Genomic DNA, 18693 nt, shown 5'->3' with positions numbered 1-18693 from the left:
TTGGCCCCATGAAACGCGTCTTCCTCCTCGTCGTCGCCGTCGTGGTCGCGATCGTCGCCCTCGGCGCCGGCAGCCTGTGGACGGCCTTGCGCGCCAGCCTCCCCGACCTCGACGGGACGGAGACGCTGGCGGGGCTGAGCGCCGACGTGGTCGTGGAGCGCGACGCAGCCGGTGTCCCCACCCTTACCGCCGCCACGCGCGCCGACGCCGCCCGCGCGCTCGGCTACGTCCACGCCCAGGAGCGCTTTTTCCAGATGGACTTGCTGCGCCGCGCCGCGGGGGGCGAGCTGTCGGCCCTGCTCGGCGAGGCGACGTGGTCGACGGACTCGACGCTGCGCCCCCATCGCTTGCGCGCTCGCGCCCAGGCCGTCGCCGAGGCGTTGCCCGCCGCCCAGCGGACCGTCCTCGACGCCTATACCGCTGGCGCGAACGCCGGGCTCGACGCGCTCGGCGCCCGCCCCTTCGAGTACCTCGCGCTCCGACAGGCCCCCGACCCGTGGCGTCCCGAGGACGCCATCCTGGCCGCCTTCGCCATGTACCTCGACTTGCAGTTCGACGGCGGCTACGGCCTCGAATTGGAGCGCGACGCCCTGACCGCCGCCCTGCCCGACGCGCTCGCGGACTTCCTGATGCCGACGGGCGACGCCTGGGACGCCCCGCTCGCGGGCGACACCGTCGAGCCGCCGCCCATCCCGAGCGCCGCCCAGCTCGGCGACTGGCAGCCCGGCGACGAGGCGCCCGCCGAGCCGGAGGCCGCCGTGCTCGGCTCCAACAACTGGGCCGTCGCCGGCCGCCTCACCGAGACGGGCGCCGCGATGGTCGCCGACGACATGCACCTCGGCCTGCGCCTCCCCCACATTTGGTTCCGCGCCTCCCTCGTCGTCGATGGCCGCCGCATCACCGGCGTCACCCTCCCCGGCGCCCCGCTGATGATCGTCGGCAGCAACGGCGACGTGGCCTGGGGCTTCACCAACTCCTACGGCGACTACATCGACTACGTCCGACTCGTCGAGCCCGCGCCCGGCATGATCGCGACCGCCAGCGGGACGGTCGCCATCGACACGTTGCGCGAAGACGTCACGGTCGGCGACGAGGTCCGCGAGGTCGTGATCCTGGAGACGCCCTTCGGCCCGATCACCGCGACGGGGCCCGACGGCGCGCGCTACGCCATGCAGTGGGGCGCCCACCGCCCGGAGGCGACCAACCTCGCCTTGCTCGACGCCGAGACCGCGACCACGCTCGACCAGGTCCTCGACGCGGCCAACCGCGCCGGGATCCCCGCCCAGAACTTCGTCGCGGGCGACCGCTCCGGCCGGATCGGCTGGACCATCGCCGGCCAGATCCCCCACCGCGTCGGCCGCGACGGACGCCGCCCGGTCGACTCGACGGACCCGAATGCGCGCTGGGACCGGTTCCTCCGCCCCGACGAGGTGCCCCGCGTGGTCGACCCGCCCGACGGCCACCTCTGGTCCGCCAACAACCGCGTGGCGAGCGGCGAGGCCCTCGCCCTCATCGGCGACGCCGACTACGCGCACGGCGCCCGCGCGAGGCAGATCCGCGACGGCGTGGCCGCCCTTCGCCCACCCATCGCCGAGCGCGACCTGCTGGCGATCCAGCTCGACGACCGCGCCCTGTTCTACGCAAGGTGGCGCGACCTCCTGCGTACGACCCTCACCGACGCCCCTACTCCCGACTCCCTCGCCGCACTCCGTCGCACCGTTGAGGATTGGAGCGGCCACGCCGACGACGCTGGCTACCGCCTGGTCCGCCGCTTCCGCGACGGCGTCGTGGAGCGCACCCTGCCGCCCCTGCTGGCGTCCGTCCGCGCCCTGGCGCCCCGCGCCGGCTACCCGGCCCGCGACGAGACCGCCGTCTGGGCGCTCGTCACGGAACAGCCAACCCACCTCCTGCCGCCCGGCCACGACTCGTGGGACTCCTTGCTGCTCGACGCCGCCTCCGAGGTCGCTCGCGGCGACCTCGACACCTCGTGGGCCGACGCCAACGCGCTCGTGATGACGCACCCCATGGCCGACGCCCTCCCCGGCATCGGCGGCCGCCTGCGGATGCCCGCCCACCCCCAGCCCGGCGACTCCCGAATGCCCCGCGTCGCGGGCCGCTCGATGGGCGCCAGCCAGCGGATGGTCGTCTCGCCCGGCTTCGAGGAGCGCGGGATCTTCCACATGCCCGGCGGCCAGGCCGGCCACTTCCTGTCGCCGTACTGGGGCGCTGGCCACGACGACTGGGCCCAAGGCCGCCCCTCCCCCTTCCTCCCCGGCGAGACCGTCTACCGCCTCACCCTCTCCCCCGCCGACTAGAGGCTCGCGCTACAGGTCGGCCACCTGCTCTGAAAGCTGGCGGCTGCCGTGCACGACCGCTAGTACGTCCAACCGCTCCGGCCCACCCGGTAGATCAAGCGATACGGCGACACCTGCACCTCCCAGAGATCGTCCCGCGAGTATTCCGACACCCGGCGACCCGAGTTAGGGAACGCTCCGAGTTGCTCCGACCGCGACACCGGCCGGTCCACCGCGCGCTCCGCGTAGGCCATCGACGTAAGGCTGAGTTGCTCGCGGATCCCGAGCAGGTGATCAAACGCCCGATCTGTCCAGAAGACGGTCATGCCGCCGTTCCCGGCGACAACCCCAGCCGGGTGCGAACCTCGGCCACAGGCGTCACGTGCCCCGCCTCGCTATCCGCCAGCCCCTGCTCAACGGCCTCCCGCACGAAAAGACTGACGTCGTGCCCGGCCCTCACACACAAAAACGCCCCGCTGCACCGGGAGCGCAGCGGGGCGGGGCCGAACGGCGCCGGGCGCTACCGCCCGGTGTTGACGAAGCGGATGCACTGGCCCTGGTTGCGGAACGACGGGTTGTCGTACTGCTGCCACCCCCCGTTCTTGCAGTCGTCCTTGGTCTGCGGGGCGCGGGCCACCGTCGGCGACACCGTGAAGTCGTAGTCGAAGCCCGTCGCCGCCTGGGCCGAGGCGAGGCCGTCCCAGCCGGCCGTCCCGCCGTCGCGAAACTCGATGCCGCCGTTGGCCCCGTCATTCGTGATCGTGCCGTAGCTGTCGGTCAGCACAGGCCGGTCGTCGACCGCCAGCGTCAGGCAGCCCTCGGCCGTCGGCACGTCGGCCGGGTCCGTCGCGCACCCGGCCGGGTCGGCCGACGCGTCGATCGTGAACGTGACGTCGAAGACCCGGTCCGTCGTGGTCAGGTCGATCGTGTGGAACGTCTGGACGTACTCGCCGCCGTCGCCCCGCCCGTCGCTCAGCCCGAGGACCAGCGTGGTCGCGTTCCGCATGGAGAGGTAGATGTAGCTGCCCTCGTTGAGGCCCCGCTCGTCCGCCGCCAGCGTCGCCGTGTCGAGCAGCCCGATCAGCCCGAAGTCGCCGGCCACCGCGTCGACCACGTCGAGCGTGCCCGTGAACGTGACCGCGCCGGCACCGGCCGGCGTCGTGATCGACGGCGTCCCCCACTGGTAGCCGTGGCCGTAGCCGGCGGGGGCCGGGTCGCCGACGTGGCGCATCCAGCGCCGGGGGATCCCGGTCTCCGCAGCCGGGTCGACGATCTCGCTCACGGTGCCGGCGAACGACTCCGTGGACGTGGCCGACCCGATGTGGGCGGACGAGGCGGAGTCGGCGGCGTCGCCGGGGCCGGCGGCGTCGCAGCCCGTGAGGGCGAGCGCGCCGAGGAGGGCGAGCGAGAGGAGGGGCTTCATAAGGGACTCAGAGGAGGGAGAAAAAGAGAGGCGCGAGCGCCTGGGTGTCGAAGGCGAGACCCGTGCCCCTTCCTCCTCTCACATCGGGGCCGGAAGCGACACGCGCTCGATCAACGGACCGAGCGGGAATGCCCTGACCACCTAGACGCTTGTGTATATAGCCGTGCCGGCACTCACAAGCAAACGCGCGGCTCGAAATGCCCCCGAGCCCGGGGCCCTGCCCCGCTCGCGGTAGCCGATCGGCGGCCCTTCGAATCCATCCTCCCCTCCAGCCTGTCCCCGCGCAAGCGGGGATGAAGGGCCGGGGGAGGGCGACCGGCGAAGCCCAACCTACGTACGACTCGCTCCCTGCATCGTTCTTCAGTCCCCACGAATACCCAACCTCGGCCGCCCACGTGACAGCGGCAGTGCATTCGAATTATATCCTGAATTAACAACACCCTATCCCACCCGCGCTCACGTCGTCATGCTCCGCCTCGCCTTCGTCTTCGCCGCGACCCTCACGCTCAGCATGGCCGCATCCGCCCAGCCCACCCCTCTTCGTACTGCCGTTTTCGCCGAGGCGTGGGGCCCCACCGGCGCCTACACCCTCGGCGTCGCCCGCGACATTGCCCGCCTCGGCGCCTCCTCCGTCGTGGGCGTGCGCGTCGGGGCCTCCTACGATGCCAACCAGTACGCCGGGATCGACGGCAGCCGAAGCGTCCTGCTGGCGGGCGTGACCGGCGTGGTGCCCGTCGCCACGCTCGGGCGCGTCGGGCTGGCCCTCGACGGCGAGGTCGGCGGCGCGCTGGCGCGGCGCTCCGGCGTGCTCCTCACCCACCGGGAGGCCGGGACCTGGATCGCCGTGCCCTACGGGTCGGCCGCCGTCCGGGCCGGACTGGGCCGCGCCCACCTCCGCGTGGGCGCGTCGCTCACCGACCTGACCGTGGTCCACGTCCAGCCGCTCGTCGGCGTCGGCGTCGCGCTGTAGGCAAAGGGGGGCCGTCGGGCGCCGTAGACTTGGGCCCCCTTCCCTCCCGCCCGATGTCCCCGCTCTCGCCCCGGCGCCTCGTCCTGGTCGCCGCCCTCGCCCTCGCCGCCTGCGCCGAGTCCCCCGCCGACAACGCCCCCGCGCCGTTCGACGCCAGCACGGCCCCCGCGCCCCCCGACGCCGCCCTCGCGGCCATCGACTCGACGGACTTGCGCGCTCACGTCGCCGAGCTCGCCTCCGACGCCTTCGGCGGACGCGGCACCGGCACGGCCGGCGAGCTGCTCACCGTCAATTACATCGTCGACCAGTTCCAGGCGATGGGCTTGGAAGGCGGCATGCCCGACGGCTCCTGGGTCCAGGACGTGCCCCTGCGCAGCGTCCAGGTCACCGACGCCAGTCCCCTCACGTTCCGTCCCGACGACGGCGACCCCGCCAGCTTTTCCTTCGTCGACGACGCTGCCCTCACGACGGACACCGACGCCAGCGACATCGACGTGGACGGCGCAGACCTCGTGTTCGTCGGCTACGGCATCACCGCGCCGGGCTACGACTGGGACGACTACGGCGATCTCGACGTGACGGGCAAGGTCCTGGTGTCCTTCGTCAACGACCCGCCCGCGACCGCCGAGGAGCCCGGCCTCTTCCAGGCCGACACCTTGACTTACAACGGGCGCTGGACCTACAAGTACGAGGAGGCCCGCCGCCGGGGCGCGCGCGGGATGCTGCTCATCCACACCGACGAGATGGCCGGCTACCCGTTCGGCGTCATCGCGAGCGACGCCTTCGGTGCCCACCCCGCCGGCGCCGAGCCGCCCGAGGGCGCCCTCGAGGTCCGCGGCTGGATCTCGGAGACCGCCGGCCGCGCGCTCGCCGAGATGACCGGCTCCTCCCTCGAAGAGTGGCGCACGCTCGCCGCCCGCCGCGACTTCCAGCCCATCGAGCTGCCCGTCGTCGCAGACGTGACGATGACCGTCGAGCAAACCGCCGATCTCGTTGGCCAGAACGTCGTCGCCAAGCTTACCGGGCGCGGGCTCGCGGAGCAGGCCGTCGTCTTCGGCGCCCACCACGACCACCTAGGCACCGACAACGAGAAGCTGGCGGCGGGCGAAGACGGCATCTACAACGGCGCCATCGACAACGCCTCCGGGGTCGCCATGATGCTCGAGATCGCCCAGGCCTTCGCCGCGCTCCCCGAGCGCCCCCAGCGGTCGGTCTACTTCGTCACGTTCACCGCCGAGGAGGCCGGCCTGCTCGGCTCCGCCTACTTCGCCGCCAACCCGCCCGTCCCGCTCCGCAACATGGTGGCCAACGTCAACGTGGACAGCGGAAACCTCTTCGGCGAGACCGACGACATCGTGGGCATCGGCTCCGAACGCAGCGACCTGCGCGCCTTGCTCATCGAGGCCGCCCGCGCCGAGGGCATGTCCGTCACCGCCGACGCGGCCCCGAACCAGGGCCTGTTCTTCCGCTCCGACCAGCTCGCGTTCGCGCGCGGCGGCGTCCCCGCCGTGTTCATCAACACCGGCGACACCTACCGCAACCGCCCCGCCGACTACGGCGCGAGCGTCCGCGACGCCTACCGTGCCGACCGCTACCACCAGCCGACCGACGAGCTCACCGATGACCTGTCGTTCGGCGGCATCGTCCAGCAGACGCGTGTGGCCTTCCGTTTGGGCTACGCCCTCGCGGCGTCCGAGCTTGCGCCCGAGTGGCGCCCCTCCGAGGCCTTCGCCGAGACCCGCGCCGCCTCCCGCGCCGCGCAGTAGCCGCGACCCAGCACAGCTGGCGTCCGCCCGACGGCTGGCGCCAGCCTCTCTGGAGCGCCGCGGCCTGCCACGGCGTGGGTCAAGCGCAGACCCTCGTGCTGGCACACGCCCACCCACGACGTCCCCTTTCCCCTCGGGAGAGCAGGGCCACTACGACTGAGCGTGAACCCCTACACTTTGTCATCCTGAGCGAATGCGCAGGGTGACGGTCGTGGAAGGTGAGAACAACAACGTTGCAGCCCTGCTCGGGAGAGGGACAGAGGAAGGGCTCCCGCGTCTGGGCCCTCGACGCTCCTTGTTGACGCTTGCGCCGAGCAGGACGACAAGCGCCTCGCAAGGCCGACGCCACCAGCCGCGCGCAACTCGACCACGCCACCCCGTACGCCCAGCGCCACATCTCCCTGATCCCCATGTCACCGATCCCGCTCACAGGGCGTGCGCTTTTCCTCGCGCCTCTCCTCGTCCTCGCCGCGTGTGGCGACTCCCCCGAGTCCTCCGACGACCGCGACGACGACGCGCGCGAGGCCGTCGACGAGGCTCGCACCGAGGCCGGCGCCTCCATCGACGGTGTCGGGCTGTCGGCCGACATCCCCGGCACCGCCATCGACGAGGCGACGACCGAGGACGGCGACATCGCCCTCGGCATCACCGACGCCGTCCTCTACTCCCGCCTTTCGCCCGCCCTCCAGCGCGAGATCGCCGACGAGATGGACGCCGAGGTCGGGGACGAGGAAGGCTTTGGCGCCGACCTCGCCCGGACCATCACCGGCGCCATCGCCGAGGGCTTGCGTACCGCCATCAGCGTTCCCCTCTCCGATGTCCGCGACGTCCGCGCCGAGGGCGGCCGGCTGGTGATCGAGATGGCCGACGGCGAGCCGTCCCCCTTCGAGTCTGCCAAGACCAACGGCCGCCCGCTCCTGGAAAGCTTCGACGCCGACGCGGCCCAGCGGCTCGCGGAGGCCTTCGACAAAGCCGCCAGCCGGTAAAGAACTCAGTGACGGCCCCTACGTCGCCCCCTCTCCCACGGGGAGAGGGACAGGGTGAGGGGATCGACCGTCGCAAGCGACGAGACGCGGAAGCGATGCGCAAGCCGACCTGCTGGCGCGACCGTGGCTCCACCGGCCCCGTCCACAAAAAACGGGGCGCGACCCGAAGGCCGCGCCCCGCAGGGTCGCCGGGTGGTGGGGGCCGATGCCTTAGCGCACGACCGTGAGCTGGCGGGTGGCCGCCTCGGCGCCCGCGTTGAGCCGGACGACATACGTGCCCGAGGCGAGCGCGCGGGCGTCGAGCGACACGGTGTGCGCACCCTCGGCCATCTCACCGTCGGCCAAGACGGCCACCTCGCGGCCGAGCACGTCGTAGACCGCGAGCCGCGCCAGACCGGCCGTCGCCAGCGAGAACGCGATGCGGCTCTGGGCGGCGGCCGGGTTGGGCGCCGGGGCCGTCAGGCCGAAGTCGGCCGTCGAGGACGACGCGAGCGCCACGGGGCTGGCGACCGTCATCGCGTTCGTGCCACCGCTGGCGACCGCGTCGGGATCGACCGTGTCGTAGACGTCGAACAGGCGGACGGCGGCGACGGCGTACTCGCCACGCAGGACGCGCTGGCGGGGGTCAAACGTCGCCGTGATCGTCGGCTCCAGGTCGAACGGGCCCTGCGAGATCCCGAACTGCGCGTTGAGGAGGCCGGCGTCGAGGGCGAGTTGGACGTAGCCCCGGAACTCGGGGGCGATCTGGTCGGAGTCGCCGAGCCGGATGCGCTGGCCGTCGTACGTGACGAACACGTCGCCGGTGTAGCCGCTGGCGACCCCGTGCAGGCCGAGCGCCGCGATCAGCGAAAACGCCAGTTCCTGACGCGCCACCGAGCCGTTCGAGTCCGCGCCGTCGTGCATCGGGAGCAGGCCGGCCGCGAAGCCGGTCCGGTCCTTTATCGCGGCGCCGCGAGCCGTAGCGGCCTCGAAGAAATCGACGTGCTGCGCCAAGACGCCGGACAGCGCCAGCACGTCCGCCGGGGCCGGCTGGCGGACGCCCGCGCCCAGGACGAGGTACTCGGCGAGGTCGAAACGGGTAAGGCGGCGGTCGGGACGGTACATCCGCCGCGTGCGCCCGTCGACCAGCCGCTCCATGACGGCCGCCTCGATGAACCGCTGGGCGGGGTGGCCCTCCACGTCGTCGATGCCGCGGAAGCCGGCGTCCTCGACGAACTGGATGGTCGCCGTCACCTCGCCCGGCAGCGCCGTGCCGTTCGTGACGCCGAGCGGGTCGAGCCCGATGCCCGAGACGCTGCCGATGCCGCTCACCGAGTACGTCCACGTCCCGGGCATGCCCGGCGCGGAGACGCCCGCGATCTCACCCAAGATGGGCAGCGTGATGCCCGAGCCATAGCGGTTGCCCGCCGGGTCCGTCAGCACGATCGCGACCGTGTTGTCCTCGACGATCGCGCGCGCCTTGACGATGGCGACGTCGGGGCCGACCTCGAAGGTCGACACCTCACGCTCGCCGACCGGCGAGAAGAAGACGGTCCGCTCGAACGACGCGCCGTCGACCAACAGGGCCTCCGTCGTGAAGTCGCCCCGGAAGCTGTTGACCAGCGCCAGCGAGCCCGAGGGGTAGCCGAGGGCGTGCGCGACCGCCGAGTATGCGTTGACGTAGCCCGCGCCGACCTCCCAGATCTCACGCCCGGGCATGTTCGTCGCCGTCGTCTGCAGGATCCGCTTGACGTCGTCGGGCTGCAACGTCGGGTCGGCCTCCAAGAGCAGCGCCACGATGCCCGCCGTGTGCGGGGTCGCCATTGAGGTGCCCGAAATCTGGGTGTAGAAGGGCAGGTGCGCCGGCGCGATCACGTCGATGTCGCCGTCGCCGCCGTTCGCGCCCGCGTTCGTCACCGCGCGCGTCGAGATGATGTCGACGCCCGGAGCGACGATGCTCACGTCGTTGCGGTACGTCCACGTGTGGCCGTCGTAGGTCTGGAAGTCGTAGCTCTCGCCCTTGCGGCCGCGGCTCGAGAAGTCCGCCAGCGCACCCAGCTTGTCGCCAGCGCCGACCGAGATGACCCAGGGCGCCTGCGCGTAGATGTTGTGGGTGTCCTCGCCGGGCCCCGAGTTGGAGGCCGCAAACAGGACGTTGATGCCGCGCTGGTAGGCGCGGTAGCTGGCCTGCACGATCGGGCTCTCCGGGGCGAACTCGCCGTCGGAGCCCCACGAGTTGGTGATGACGCGGATGGGGTCGTCAAACGTGAACTGGTGGGTGATGGCGTAGTCGAAGCCGCCGAGCCCGTCCAGGATCAGGATGACGCCGCCCGAGCCGTAGCCGATCAGGCTGGCGCCGGGCGCAACGCCCTCGTAGAGCCCGCCGCTGCGCACGCCGAGCCCGGCGACCGTGCCCGCGCAATGCGTGCCGTGGCCCGAGTTGGTGTCGGTGTTCATCGTGCCCTCCACGTAGGTGATTGGCGCGAGGTCGACGACGGCGTTGAGGTTGGTCAGCGCCTGGACGTTCTCGAGCACCTTGGTGCCGTACGGCAGGTCCGCGTGCGTCGCGTCGATGCCGGAGTCGTTGACGACGACGGCGACGCCCTGTCCGGAGAACGGCAGGCCGCGCGTGGTCCGCATCGTGGCGTCCGCGCGGAGCTTGTCGACGCCGGTGATCTGGCGCGAGCCGTCGTTGTGGTACTGGAGCTCCTCGTTGAGCCAGACCGACAAGACGCCCGGGAGCGACGCGATCTCCGCCACCTGCGCCGGCGTGGCGATGGCGCCGGCGATGGGCAAGCTCTGGAAGAAGCGGCCGCCGCCGACCAGCCCGGCGAGCGTCGACTGCTGGCTGATGGTGAGCGGCCCTTCTTGGTCGTAAGTCACGACGACCTCCAGCGAGGTGAGCGGTCCGGCGGTGGCAAGAGCTTCCTGTAGCGAGCCGCCGATAACGGCCTGGGCGCCGGCGAACGGGGCCGCCAGCAGCACGGCGAGGGCGAGAAGCAGGCCGCGAAGCAGTCGCGTGGATGGGGTAAACGTGGTCATCGGGGGGGCGAGGAGTGGGTGGGAGCGTGTGGGCGTCCCCAACATCCCCGGCGCTCCGGCTTTCTTAAAGCGGCCAGCGCCCCCCTCCGGCGTCGGACCCTGCCACCGTGGCCATGTCGGACACCTCCGACACCGCGCCTCGCCAGCGCGTGCTCCGGCCTCCATTCCTGCAACGTCGACCGCTAGCGGGCCCGGTTGACGGTCCAGTCGTAGGCGAACCGGACGCGGCGATCCGCCCGGAGCTGATCCGCCGTCCTCCTTGCGAGCCAGTCGCGAGCGGCCGACGCGCGAGCGGGCGGCATCGCCGCCAGCAGGGCGTCGCCGAGCCGGCGGCCGTCGGCGAAGTCGGCGGCGAACCAATCGAACAGCGACGACAGGACGAGCGTGCGGCCGTCGCTGCGCACAGCCCGGGACGTGGCCATGAAGGCGGCGAACTGGCGGCCGAGGTCGGCGTCGAGCGTCGCCGCCCGGTACGCGCGGGTTGCCAGCGGCGGGCACGAGACGGCCCCGCAGTTCAGCGCGGCGTGGATGCGCGGGTCGAGGCGGCTCGGGCGCAGCGCCCGCAGGGCTCGCGGCACGGTCCGCCCGTCCACCTCCGCCTGCCGACGCAGGATGCCGTGCTCCAGTTGGTTCAGCGTCATGGCAAGCCCGGCGACGCGGACCGGCGTCTGAAAGAGGTCGTCGAAGAGCCCGTCCCGCTCGAAGTGGCGCGCGCGCGGCCGGCTCGCGAGCGCCGCCAACACGTGCGTGTTGTAGGCGTTGACCAGGAACGCCGTCTTCTGCGCGTCCGACCGCAGCGCCCCGGGCGACTGCGCTGCAACGGCCGCGAGCGCGGCGTCGAGGTCGCCCTTCAGCGGGCCCGCGAAGCGAGCGTAGTCAACCAGGCCGTCAGACCCGACAGCGTCCAGGGCGCGGGTCAGCGGCGCCTCGACGGCGGGCTGCGCGAGCACGGCAGGCGCCAGAAGGACGGCGAGGCAGAGGGCACGGGTCATGGCCGCTCAACGCGGCCACGGCGCACGGTCTTACTCGCCTGCGACGGTCGTCGCCAGCGTCCCCATTACGACGACGGTCACCTCGGGCGCATCGGGGTCTGTCGTGTGCATCACGAGCGGGATGCGGACCGTCCTACCGTCTGCGAACGCGGCGGGGTTGGCGACGGTGACGAACAGTCCGCCCAGCTTGTCCGGAAAGACGGCGCGCGGCGGGAAGACGACCTCCACGCCGTCCGGCCCCTCGACGCGCTCGACACGCACCGGACGCTCGCCCGCGTTCGCAAACTGCACCGAGGTCTGGAGCGGCTCGCCCTCGCGGATCTCGCCCACGTCGACCGTCGTCGCGCGGAACGCCAGCGCCCCAACGCGGACGCCGGTGTCCGCCAGCGCAGGCCGGACAATGCCTTCGATGCGCAGCGTCACCGCCGCCGGCTCGGCGCCCTCCGCCTGCACGAACACGGCCTTCTCAAAATCGCCGGGCCGCCCCGCCGGGTCGTAGGCCACCTCGACGGCGCCCGACCCGCCCGGCGCGACCGGCGCCGACGTCCACGACGGCGTGGTGCAGCCGCACGACGCCTCGACGGCGACCAGCCGCAGCGGGGCGTCGCCGGTGTTCGTGAAGCGGAACGTGTGCGAGACCGGCCCGCCGGTCTCGGCGAACCGGCCGAGGTCGGCCGTCGCCAACTCGAACGCCAGCCGGCCCTGGGCGCTGGTGATCGGCGCCAGCGCCGCGAGCACGGCGGCTAGGAGAAGGGTCTTCATCAGTATCCCAGCACCTCGCGCGCGGCCTCCAGCACGTCGTCGTCTTGGGGGAGCACCTCCGATTCGAGCACGTCGGCGTAGGGGATGGACGAAAACGCGCCAGCGACGCGCTTTACCGGGGCGTCGAGCGCGCCGAACGCCGCGTCGGAGATCTGGGCGGCGATCTCGGCGCCGAAGCCCATGAACTCGTGGTCCTCGTAGGCCACCAGCACACGGCCCGTCTTGCGTGCCGACGCGAGCACGGTCTCGGTGTCGAACGGCAGGAACGAGCGGACGTCGATGACCTCGACGGAGACGCCCTCCTTCTCCAGCGTCTTCGCCACGTTGAGCGCCTTGTAGACGATCGCGCCCCAGGTCACAATCGTGAGGTCGGTGCCTTCCCGCGTGACGGCCGCCTTGCCAAGCGGGACGAGGTAGTCGGCGTGGGGCTCGGGGCGCCGGGCCGGGCCCTGGCGGTAGAGCGCCTTGTGCTCCAGGAACAGGACCGGGTCCTCGCCACGGATGGCCGCCTTCAGCAGGCCCTTGGCGTCGGCCGCGTTCGACGGCATCACGACGTGCAGGCCCGGAAAGTGGCCGAAGATCGCCTCGATGTTCTGGCTGTGGCACAGGCCGCCGTGGATGTAGCCACCCGCCGGCACGCGGAGCACCATCGGGCACGCCCACTCATTGTTGGAGCGGTAGCGCATCGACGCCACCTGGTTGCGGATCTGCTGCATCGCGGGCCAGATGTAGTCGGCGAACTGGATCTCGACGACCGGCTTGTAGCCGGCGCACGCCAGCCCGACGGCGCTGCCGACGATGGAGTGCTCGGCGAGCGGGCTGTTGAAGCAGCGGTGCTTGCCGTGCTTCGCCGCGAGCCCCCGCGTCGCCGTGAACACGCCGCCCTTGCCGCCGCCGACGTCCTCGCCGTAGACCAGCACGCGCTCGTCGCGGTCCAGCTCCTCGTCGAGCGCGTGGTTGATGGCGTCGACCATGACGACCAGGTCGCCGGCCTCGCCGTCGGTCTCGTACTCGCGCGAGTCGGGGCCGTCGTAGTAGACGTAGTCGGTCGCCGTGGCCGGGTCGGGGTCGGCCTCTTTTTCGATCTCCTTGGCCAGCCGGTCGATCTCGCCAGCGACCTCGGTGCGGAGCGCGTCGACCTCGTCGTCGGTCATCACGCCTGCCTCCGTCAGCTGGCGGATAAAGGTCGGGATCGGGTCGCGCGCCAGGTCGGCGGCGATCGCGGAGTCCTCGCGGTACTTGCGGTGGTCGTCGGACGACGAGTGCGGCAGCAGGCGGACGAGATCGGCGTGGAGCGCGACGGGGCCGTTCCCGGCCCGGATGTGCGCCATCGCCGCCTTGGCGACCGACGCCGACTGGAAAAAGTCGGTGCCGTCGTAGCGGACGCGCTTCAAGCCCGAGTACCCGCCCAAGAGGTGCCAGATGGAGCCGCCCGCGGTCTGCTCGGCGACGGGGACCGAGATCGCGAACTTGTTGTCCTGGATGTGGAAGAGGACCGGCAGCGTCTCGCGAGCGGCCCAGTTCAGCGCCTCGTGGAAGGCGCCCTGGCTCGTCGACCCCTCGCCGCCGGAGGCGTAGACGGCCCGCGTCGGGCCGGCCTCGGGGTCGTCCTCGCGGGCGACCGCCAGCGCGAACCCGACGGCCGGGACGTACTGCGCCGCGACCGACGACGAGGTCGACATGATGTTGAGGGCCCGGTGGCCAAAGTGCTCCGGCATCTGGCGCCCGCCGCCGAACGGGTCGGTCGCCTTGCCGTAGTGCGCGCGGAAGATCTCGGCCGGCGTCACGCCGACGCTCAGCGCCGTTGCGAGGTCGCGGTAGTAGAAGCAGAACCAGTCCTTGCCGCCCTCGAACTCGCGCCCGACGGCCGCCTGGCTGGCCTCGTGGCCCGACGACCCGATGTGGAAGTAGCCCTTCCCCTGCTTGAGCAGCGTCAGCATCTTCTCGTCGAGCTTGCGCGAGGTCATCATCGTGCGGAGCACGTCGCGGAGCTCGTCCTTCGAAAAGTCCGCCGGGCCGAGCAGCTGCACGTCGAGGTCGCCCTCGATCTCGATGGTCTCAGGCGTCTCGGCCTTGTCCGCATCGGTCGCGGCGTCGAACGCGTCGTCGACGGCGTCGGTCGCGGCGTCGTTGGCGTCTACATCGGCAGGGGCGTCGAGGAGGTCGGAAGTCACGTCGTCGGTCACAGGGGAGTCGGGGGAATCGAAGACGCCAGCGGCGTCGGGGGCGGCGTCCGCGCTGGCGGCGGGCTCGTCGGAAAGGGTGAACTCCGGGTCGTAGAGGTCGCCAAGGGAGACCGTCGGCATCTCGACGGGGCCGGTGTCGGGTTCGGGCTCGACGTCTGGTTCGTCGAGGTCGGCGGCTGCAAAGGGGTCCGCAGGCTCGTCGGGCAGGATCGTCTCGGCACCGCCCGCGTCGGCGTCGGGCTCCACGACATCGGCGAGGGCGCCCAGCACGGACGCCCCCGCGGAAGCGACAGCGTCTCCGAAGCCGGTCGCCTCCTCAGGGGGGTCGTCCGAATCGGCGGCCACGGGCGACGCGCCCTCCGGGGGCGGGGCGGGGAGATCTGCGGCCTCGACCGATTGCGAGGCGAAGGGGTCGCTCGTCGGCATGAACTCCGAGGCGTCCATGGTCAAGGGCTCGTCGAACGCCTCCAACGGCGCCGCGATCGGAGCGGGCTGGCCCGCGGCGTCGGGCTCCGGGTCCCACATCGCGGCGACCGCTTCGTCCGCGTCGGTCTGGACCGGCTCCGGGTCGGCATCCGCCAGCGGCAGGGCCTCGCCCACGTCGGCCGGCCACACGAAGGCCGCGGCGTCGCCCGCGTCGACGTCTTGGACGATGGCGTCGAGCGCGTCGTCGTCGATGTCGCCGGTGCCGAAGGCAGCGTCCGTCGGGGCACCGGCGTCGGGCTCGTCGTCGGGCAGGAGGTAGGTCCGCGTGGTGAAGCGCGGGCGGGCGTCGTCGGACGGATCGGGGCGGTCGCTGGCCATGAGAGCGGTCGGAGGGAACAGTCGGGCGAACGCCTCGGCGCGCGGCTGGATGCACGCCAGAGGAAGGGCCGGCAAGATACGAGGGGCTGGAACCGCTTTCGGACGGGCCCGACCTCGGGCATGGTGTCGCGTCCCCATCCCGTTCCACCGGGCGATTGGGAGCCGGCACCTGCGCACCCTACCTTCCTGCCCCCAGTCCCCCCCACTGCGATGGCCGTTTCTCGCTTGCTCGTCGCCCTCGCGCTGATGGTTCTCGCCACGCCCGCTGGCGCCCAGGCCGCCTTGCGCGCCGAGGCGCCGCGCGTCCTCTTTGCCTCCGCCGACTCGGTGAAGATCAACGACGGCCGGCGCGATCTGGTGACGCGGACGGTGACCTACTTCCCCACGCGCGGGGAATACGTCGACGAGTCGGTCGACGGGGGCGGGCGCGTCCTGTCCCGCCGCGTCAGCGCCACGAGCACGGCCGGGCCGACGCCCCAGGAGCAGGAACTGGCGCGGACCCTGGTGGCCGAGCACCCCGAGGTGGCGCCCCGAATCGCTCGCGCGCAGGGCACGGTCCATGTGGAAGGGGGCTTCCCCTTGCTTCGAGAGGCCGGCCACCCCTGTGGGCCCGGGGGCCGCTGCGTCACCGTCGACGTATTCGAGACAGGCCCGGGCCAGCCCGCCCGCCGGATCCGCTACGCGATCGTCGACCTCCGCACGCTGAGCGTTCTGGACGCCGACGCGCACCCGCAGGCCGACAGCAACCTCGCCAACCCCGCCGCCCGCCGCCAGTCGAGACTCTGATGCGCACGCTTGCCCCCCTCCTGCTCGCGCTCGCCGTTGCGACCAGCGCCAGCGCCCAGATCGACCTTACCGAGCCCACCTGCGCCACGAACGGCGAGTGGAACCAGGGCAACCCCGCCCCGACCGTCCCCAACGGGCATATCGCCTGGCCCGCCGACGACCCCGTCTGGGAGTTCGACGTGTACCGCCCGGCCAACCGGACGACCGTCAACAGCAGCGGGCTGGAGCTGCGCGACGTCCGCTACCGTGGGCGCCTCATCCTGGCCCGCGCCAGCGTCCCGGTCCTCAACGTCGAGTACGACGCGGGCGGTTGCGGCTGCTTCCGCGACTGGATGACCGACGAGGCCCCGATCGAGCTGAGCGCCGACGCCGTGCTCGCGAGCGACTGCGGGCTCGTGTCGCCGCGCCCGGTCGTCAACGGGCAACGGGCGGACATCCGCTCGGGCATCGCCGTCTCCGCGCCCGGCGCCGTCCGCACGTCGTGCGAGGCGAACGAGGACCCGGGCAACACCTCGCCGGGCGGCGACGTGGGCGACTTCGAGGGGATCTCCGTCGAGGACTACGGCAGCGAGCTGGTGCTGACGGGCCACACCGAGGCGGGCTGGTACCGCTACCGCATGAAGTGGCACTTCTACGCGGACGGCCGCATCTGGCCCGAGTTCTCGTTCGCCGCCGCCGACGCGGTCTGCACCGGCACCGCTCATCGGCACCACGCCTACTGGCGCCTCGACTTCGACCTGGACGGCACCGCCGCCGACGACATCATCACGGAGCACGGCGCGGGCGGCGCCCTAGCCTTTACCCAAGAGGCCTCCCGCGTCTTGGGCGGGCCCTCCGACGCGACGTACTGGAGCGTCGTCGACGGCGCCAGCGGCATCGGCTACGAGATCCGCCCCGGCGACGCCGACCGGCGCCTCCCCGTCGACCCGTTCTCGAAGATCGACGCGCTGGTGCTCCGCTACAAGATGGACGAGATCGAAGACGGCGCCACGATCAGCTCGGGCGGCTGCGCCTTCGCGTACGAGCCCTTCCTCGACGGGGAGTCGGTCGAGAATGTCGACACCGTCTTCTGGATCCGCTCCGGCGCGCTCCACTCCGCCGGCGCCCCCTTCGAGTGCGACGTGGTCGGGCCGATGCTCGTGCCGATCGGCTTCGAAGTCTCCGCCGCACCCGGCACCCGAGGCGTCGAGTTCGAGGCCGCCCGCCCGAACCCGTTCCAGCGTACCACCACCACCCGCTTCCGCGTCGAGACGACCGAGCCGGTGACCGCCGAGCTCTACGACCTGGCCGGGCGCCGCGTGCAGGTGCTCTTCGACGGCGTCGCCCCCGGCGGCCAGTGGCAGTCGCTTCTTGTCGACGGCCGGACGCTGCCTGCGGGCACCTACGTGATCCGTCTCCAGGGCGAGAGCGTGCAGGGCACGACGCGCGTCGTCCTGGTCCGCTAGCGATGCGTGTCGACCTCGCCATCGTCGGCGGGGGGCTCGTCGGGCTGGGCGTCGCGCGAGCGGCGCTGGCGGCGCGGCCCGGACTCCGCGTGGTCGTTCTGGAGAAGGAGGATCGCGTCGCTGCGCACCAGAGCGGGCGCAACTCCGGCGTGCTGCACGCAGGCGTCTACTACCGTCCCGGAAGCGCCAAGGCCGCATTCTGTCGAGCGGGCAAGGCGCAGATGGAGGCGTTCTGCGAGGCGGAGGACCTGCCCGTGGTGCGCTCCGGCAAGACCATCGTGGCGGTCGCACCCGACGAGATCCCGCGCCTCGACGTGCTCGCCGAGCGCGCCGCCGCGAACGGCGTGACCGTCCACCGGCTCGACGCACAGGGCGTCCGCGAGCACGAGCCCCACGTCCGCGCCTATGCGGGCCTGTGGGTCCCCGCCACCGCCGTCGCGGACTTCGCGGCGGTCGCCGCGCGGCTGGCGCAGCGGCTGAGCGAGTCCGGCGCCGAGGTACGAACGGGCGTCGCAGTCGTGGGTGGGCGCGAGACGGCGGACGGCGTCGTGGTCGAGACGAGCGCTGGCGACGTCGAGGCGCGAGCGCTCGTCACCTGCGCCGGTCTGTGGGCCGACCGGGTGGCGCGCATCTTCGGTGCCCATCCGTCGGTCCAGCTCGTGCCCTTTCGCGGCGAGTACGCCCTGCTCCGACCACACGCGGCGGACTTGGTGCGCGGGCTGATCTACCCCGTCCCCGACCCCGCCTTCCCGTTCTTGGGCATCCACCTCACGCGCCGCGTCGACGGCACCGTCGACGCGGGGCCGAGCGCGGCGCTGGCGTTTGCCCGCGACGGCTACCGCTTGCGCGACGTCCGGCCCGCCGACCTCGGCGAGACGCTGGCCTCGCCTGCGTTCCGCCGCCTCGCGCGGCGCCACCTCGCGATGGGCCTCAGCGAACTGGGCCGGTCCCTCAGCGTGCGCGCCTTCTGGCGGGCCGCCCGCCGCCTGGTGCCCGACCTCGCGCTGGCGGACTTGTCGCGGGGGCCATCCGGCGTCCGCGCCCAGGCCCTCCACCCGGACGGAACGCTGGCAGACGACTTCGTGATCGAGGAGACAGCTCGCGCGGTCCACGTCATCAACGCGCCGAGCCCGGCGGCGACGGCGTCCCTGGCGGTCGGCGAGCACGTTGCCGCGCTCACCCTGGCCAAGGTGTAACGTCGACCTCTTCCACCACCGCCTGTGGCCCGGGACCCATGCGGACAGAGCCCGCCGCCCTT

At 72.3% G+C, this 18693-nt stretch carries 13 protein-coding genes; 7 read left to right on the top strand and 6 right to left on the bottom strand.

Translation table 11 applies throughout. The annotated features are described in order from the left end of the window. The first annotated feature begins 8 nt into the window (after window positions 1-8). Entirely contained in the window at window positions 9-2315 is a 2307-nt protein-coding gene (locus ACLII4_RS10710) for a penicillin acylase family protein (RefSeq protein WP_412067390.1), read from the top strand. Window positions 2316-2374: 59 nt separating this feature from the next. Here the strand turns inward: ACLII4_RS10710 and ACLII4_RS10705 are convergent, their stop codons facing one another. Together ACLII4_RS10705 and ACLII4_RS10700 are read right to left on the bottom strand one after the other, a co-directional pair. Next, on the bottom strand, window positions 2375-2620 hold the full coding sequence (locus ACLII4_RS10705) for a type II toxin-antitoxin system RelE/ParE family toxin (protein WP_412067389.1): 246 nt from the start codon (window positions 2618-2620) through the stop codon (window positions 2375-2377). Between the two features lie 194 nt (window positions 2621-2814). Further along, window positions 2815-3717, bottom strand: a complete 903-nt coding sequence (locus tag ACLII4_RS10700; RefSeq protein WP_412067388.1) for a hypothetical protein — start codon at window positions 3715-3717, stop codon at window positions 2815-2817. A 466-nt stretch (window positions 3718-4183) separates the two neighbouring features. Between ACLII4_RS10700 and ACLII4_RS10695 the strand changes: the two genes are divergently transcribed. The 3 genes from ACLII4_RS10695 to ACLII4_RS10685 all read left to right on the top strand — a co-directional run bounded on the left by ACLII4_RS10695 (window position 4184) and on the right by ACLII4_RS10685 (window position 7439). Then, window positions 4184-4687, top strand: coding sequence for a hypothetical protein (locus tag ACLII4_RS10695; protein WP_412067387.1), 504 nt, complete (start codon window positions 4184-4186; stop codon window positions 4685-4687). A gap of 53 nt (window positions 4688-4740) precedes the next feature. Further along, window positions 4741-6453 carry a M20/M25/M40 family metallo-hydrolase gene (locus ACLII4_RS10690; RefSeq protein WP_412067386.1) on the top strand — a complete coding sequence of 571 codons (1713 nt, stop codon included), beginning with the start codon at window positions 4741-4743 and terminating at the stop codon, window positions 6451-6453. A gap of 410 nt (window positions 6454-6863) precedes the next feature. Beyond that, the gene (locus ACLII4_RS10685) at window positions 6864-7439 is read left to right on the top strand and encodes a hypothetical protein (RefSeq protein ID WP_412067385.1); all 576 of its coding nucleotides are present in this window, start codon (window positions 6864-6866) and stop codon (window positions 7437-7439) included. Between the two features lie 210 nt (window positions 7440-7649). Here ACLII4_RS10685 and ACLII4_RS10680 read toward each other — a convergent pair whose 3' ends face one another. The 4 genes from ACLII4_RS10680 to ACLII4_RS10665 form a co-directional block, all read right to left on the bottom strand. Beyond that, window positions 7650-10460, bottom strand: a complete 2811-nt coding sequence (locus tag ACLII4_RS10680) for a S8 family serine peptidase (protein WP_412067384.1) — start codon at window positions 10458-10460, stop codon at window positions 7650-7652. Between the two features lie 182 nt (window positions 10461-10642). Continuing rightward, entirely contained in the window at window positions 10643-11452 is an 810-nt protein-coding gene (locus tag ACLII4_RS10675; RefSeq protein ID WP_412067383.1) for a DUF547 domain-containing protein, read from the bottom strand. Between the two features lie 30 nt (window positions 11453-11482). Further along, window positions 11483-12214: a DUF1573 domain-containing protein gene (locus tag ACLII4_RS10670; protein WP_412067382.1), complete on the bottom strand. Its 732-nt coding sequence runs from the start codon at window positions 12212-12214 to the stop codon at window positions 11483-11485. Continuing rightward, the gene (locus tag ACLII4_RS10665) at window positions 12214-15279 is read right to left on the bottom strand and encodes a thiamine pyrophosphate-dependent enzyme (RefSeq protein ID WP_412067381.1); all 3066 of its coding nucleotides are present in this window, start codon (window positions 15277-15279) and stop codon (window positions 12214-12216) included. The genes ACLII4_RS10670 and ACLII4_RS10665 overlap by 1 nt, the downstream gene beginning before the upstream one ends. A gap of 135 nt (window positions 15280-15414) precedes the next feature. Between ACLII4_RS10665 and ACLII4_RS10660 the strand changes: the two genes are divergently transcribed. The 3 genes from ACLII4_RS10660 to lhgO are packed head-to-tail and all read left to right on the top strand — an operon-like array spanning window position 15415 to window position 18631. Next, window positions 15415-15990: a hypothetical protein gene (locus ACLII4_RS10660; protein WP_412067380.1), complete on the top strand. Its 576-nt coding sequence runs from the start codon at window positions 15415-15417 to the stop codon at window positions 15988-15990. Then, a complete protein-coding gene (locus tag ACLII4_RS10655) occupies window positions 15990-17435 on the top strand; it encodes a T9SS type A sorting domain-containing protein (protein ID WP_412067379.1) in 1446 nt (481 codons plus the stop codon). Before ACLII4_RS10660 ends, ACLII4_RS10655 begins: the two co-directional genes overlap by 1 nt. Before the next feature lie 2 nt (window positions 17436-17437). Continuing rightward, on the top strand, window positions 17438-18631 hold the full coding sequence (gene lhgO, locus ACLII4_RS10650) for an L-2-hydroxyglutarate oxidase (protein ID WP_412067378.1): 1194 nt from the start codon (window positions 17438-17440) through the stop codon (window positions 18629-18631). Window positions 18632-18693 lie beyond the last annotated feature (62 nt).

The organism is Rubrivirga aquatilis (assembly GCF_046845665.1).
Lineage (GTDB): Bacteria > Bacteroidota > Rhodothermia > Rhodothermales > Rubricoccaceae > Rubrivirga.
The sequence above is the reverse complement of the archived record's forward strand: the minus strand, read 5'-3'. Positions and strand labels throughout refer to the sequence as shown.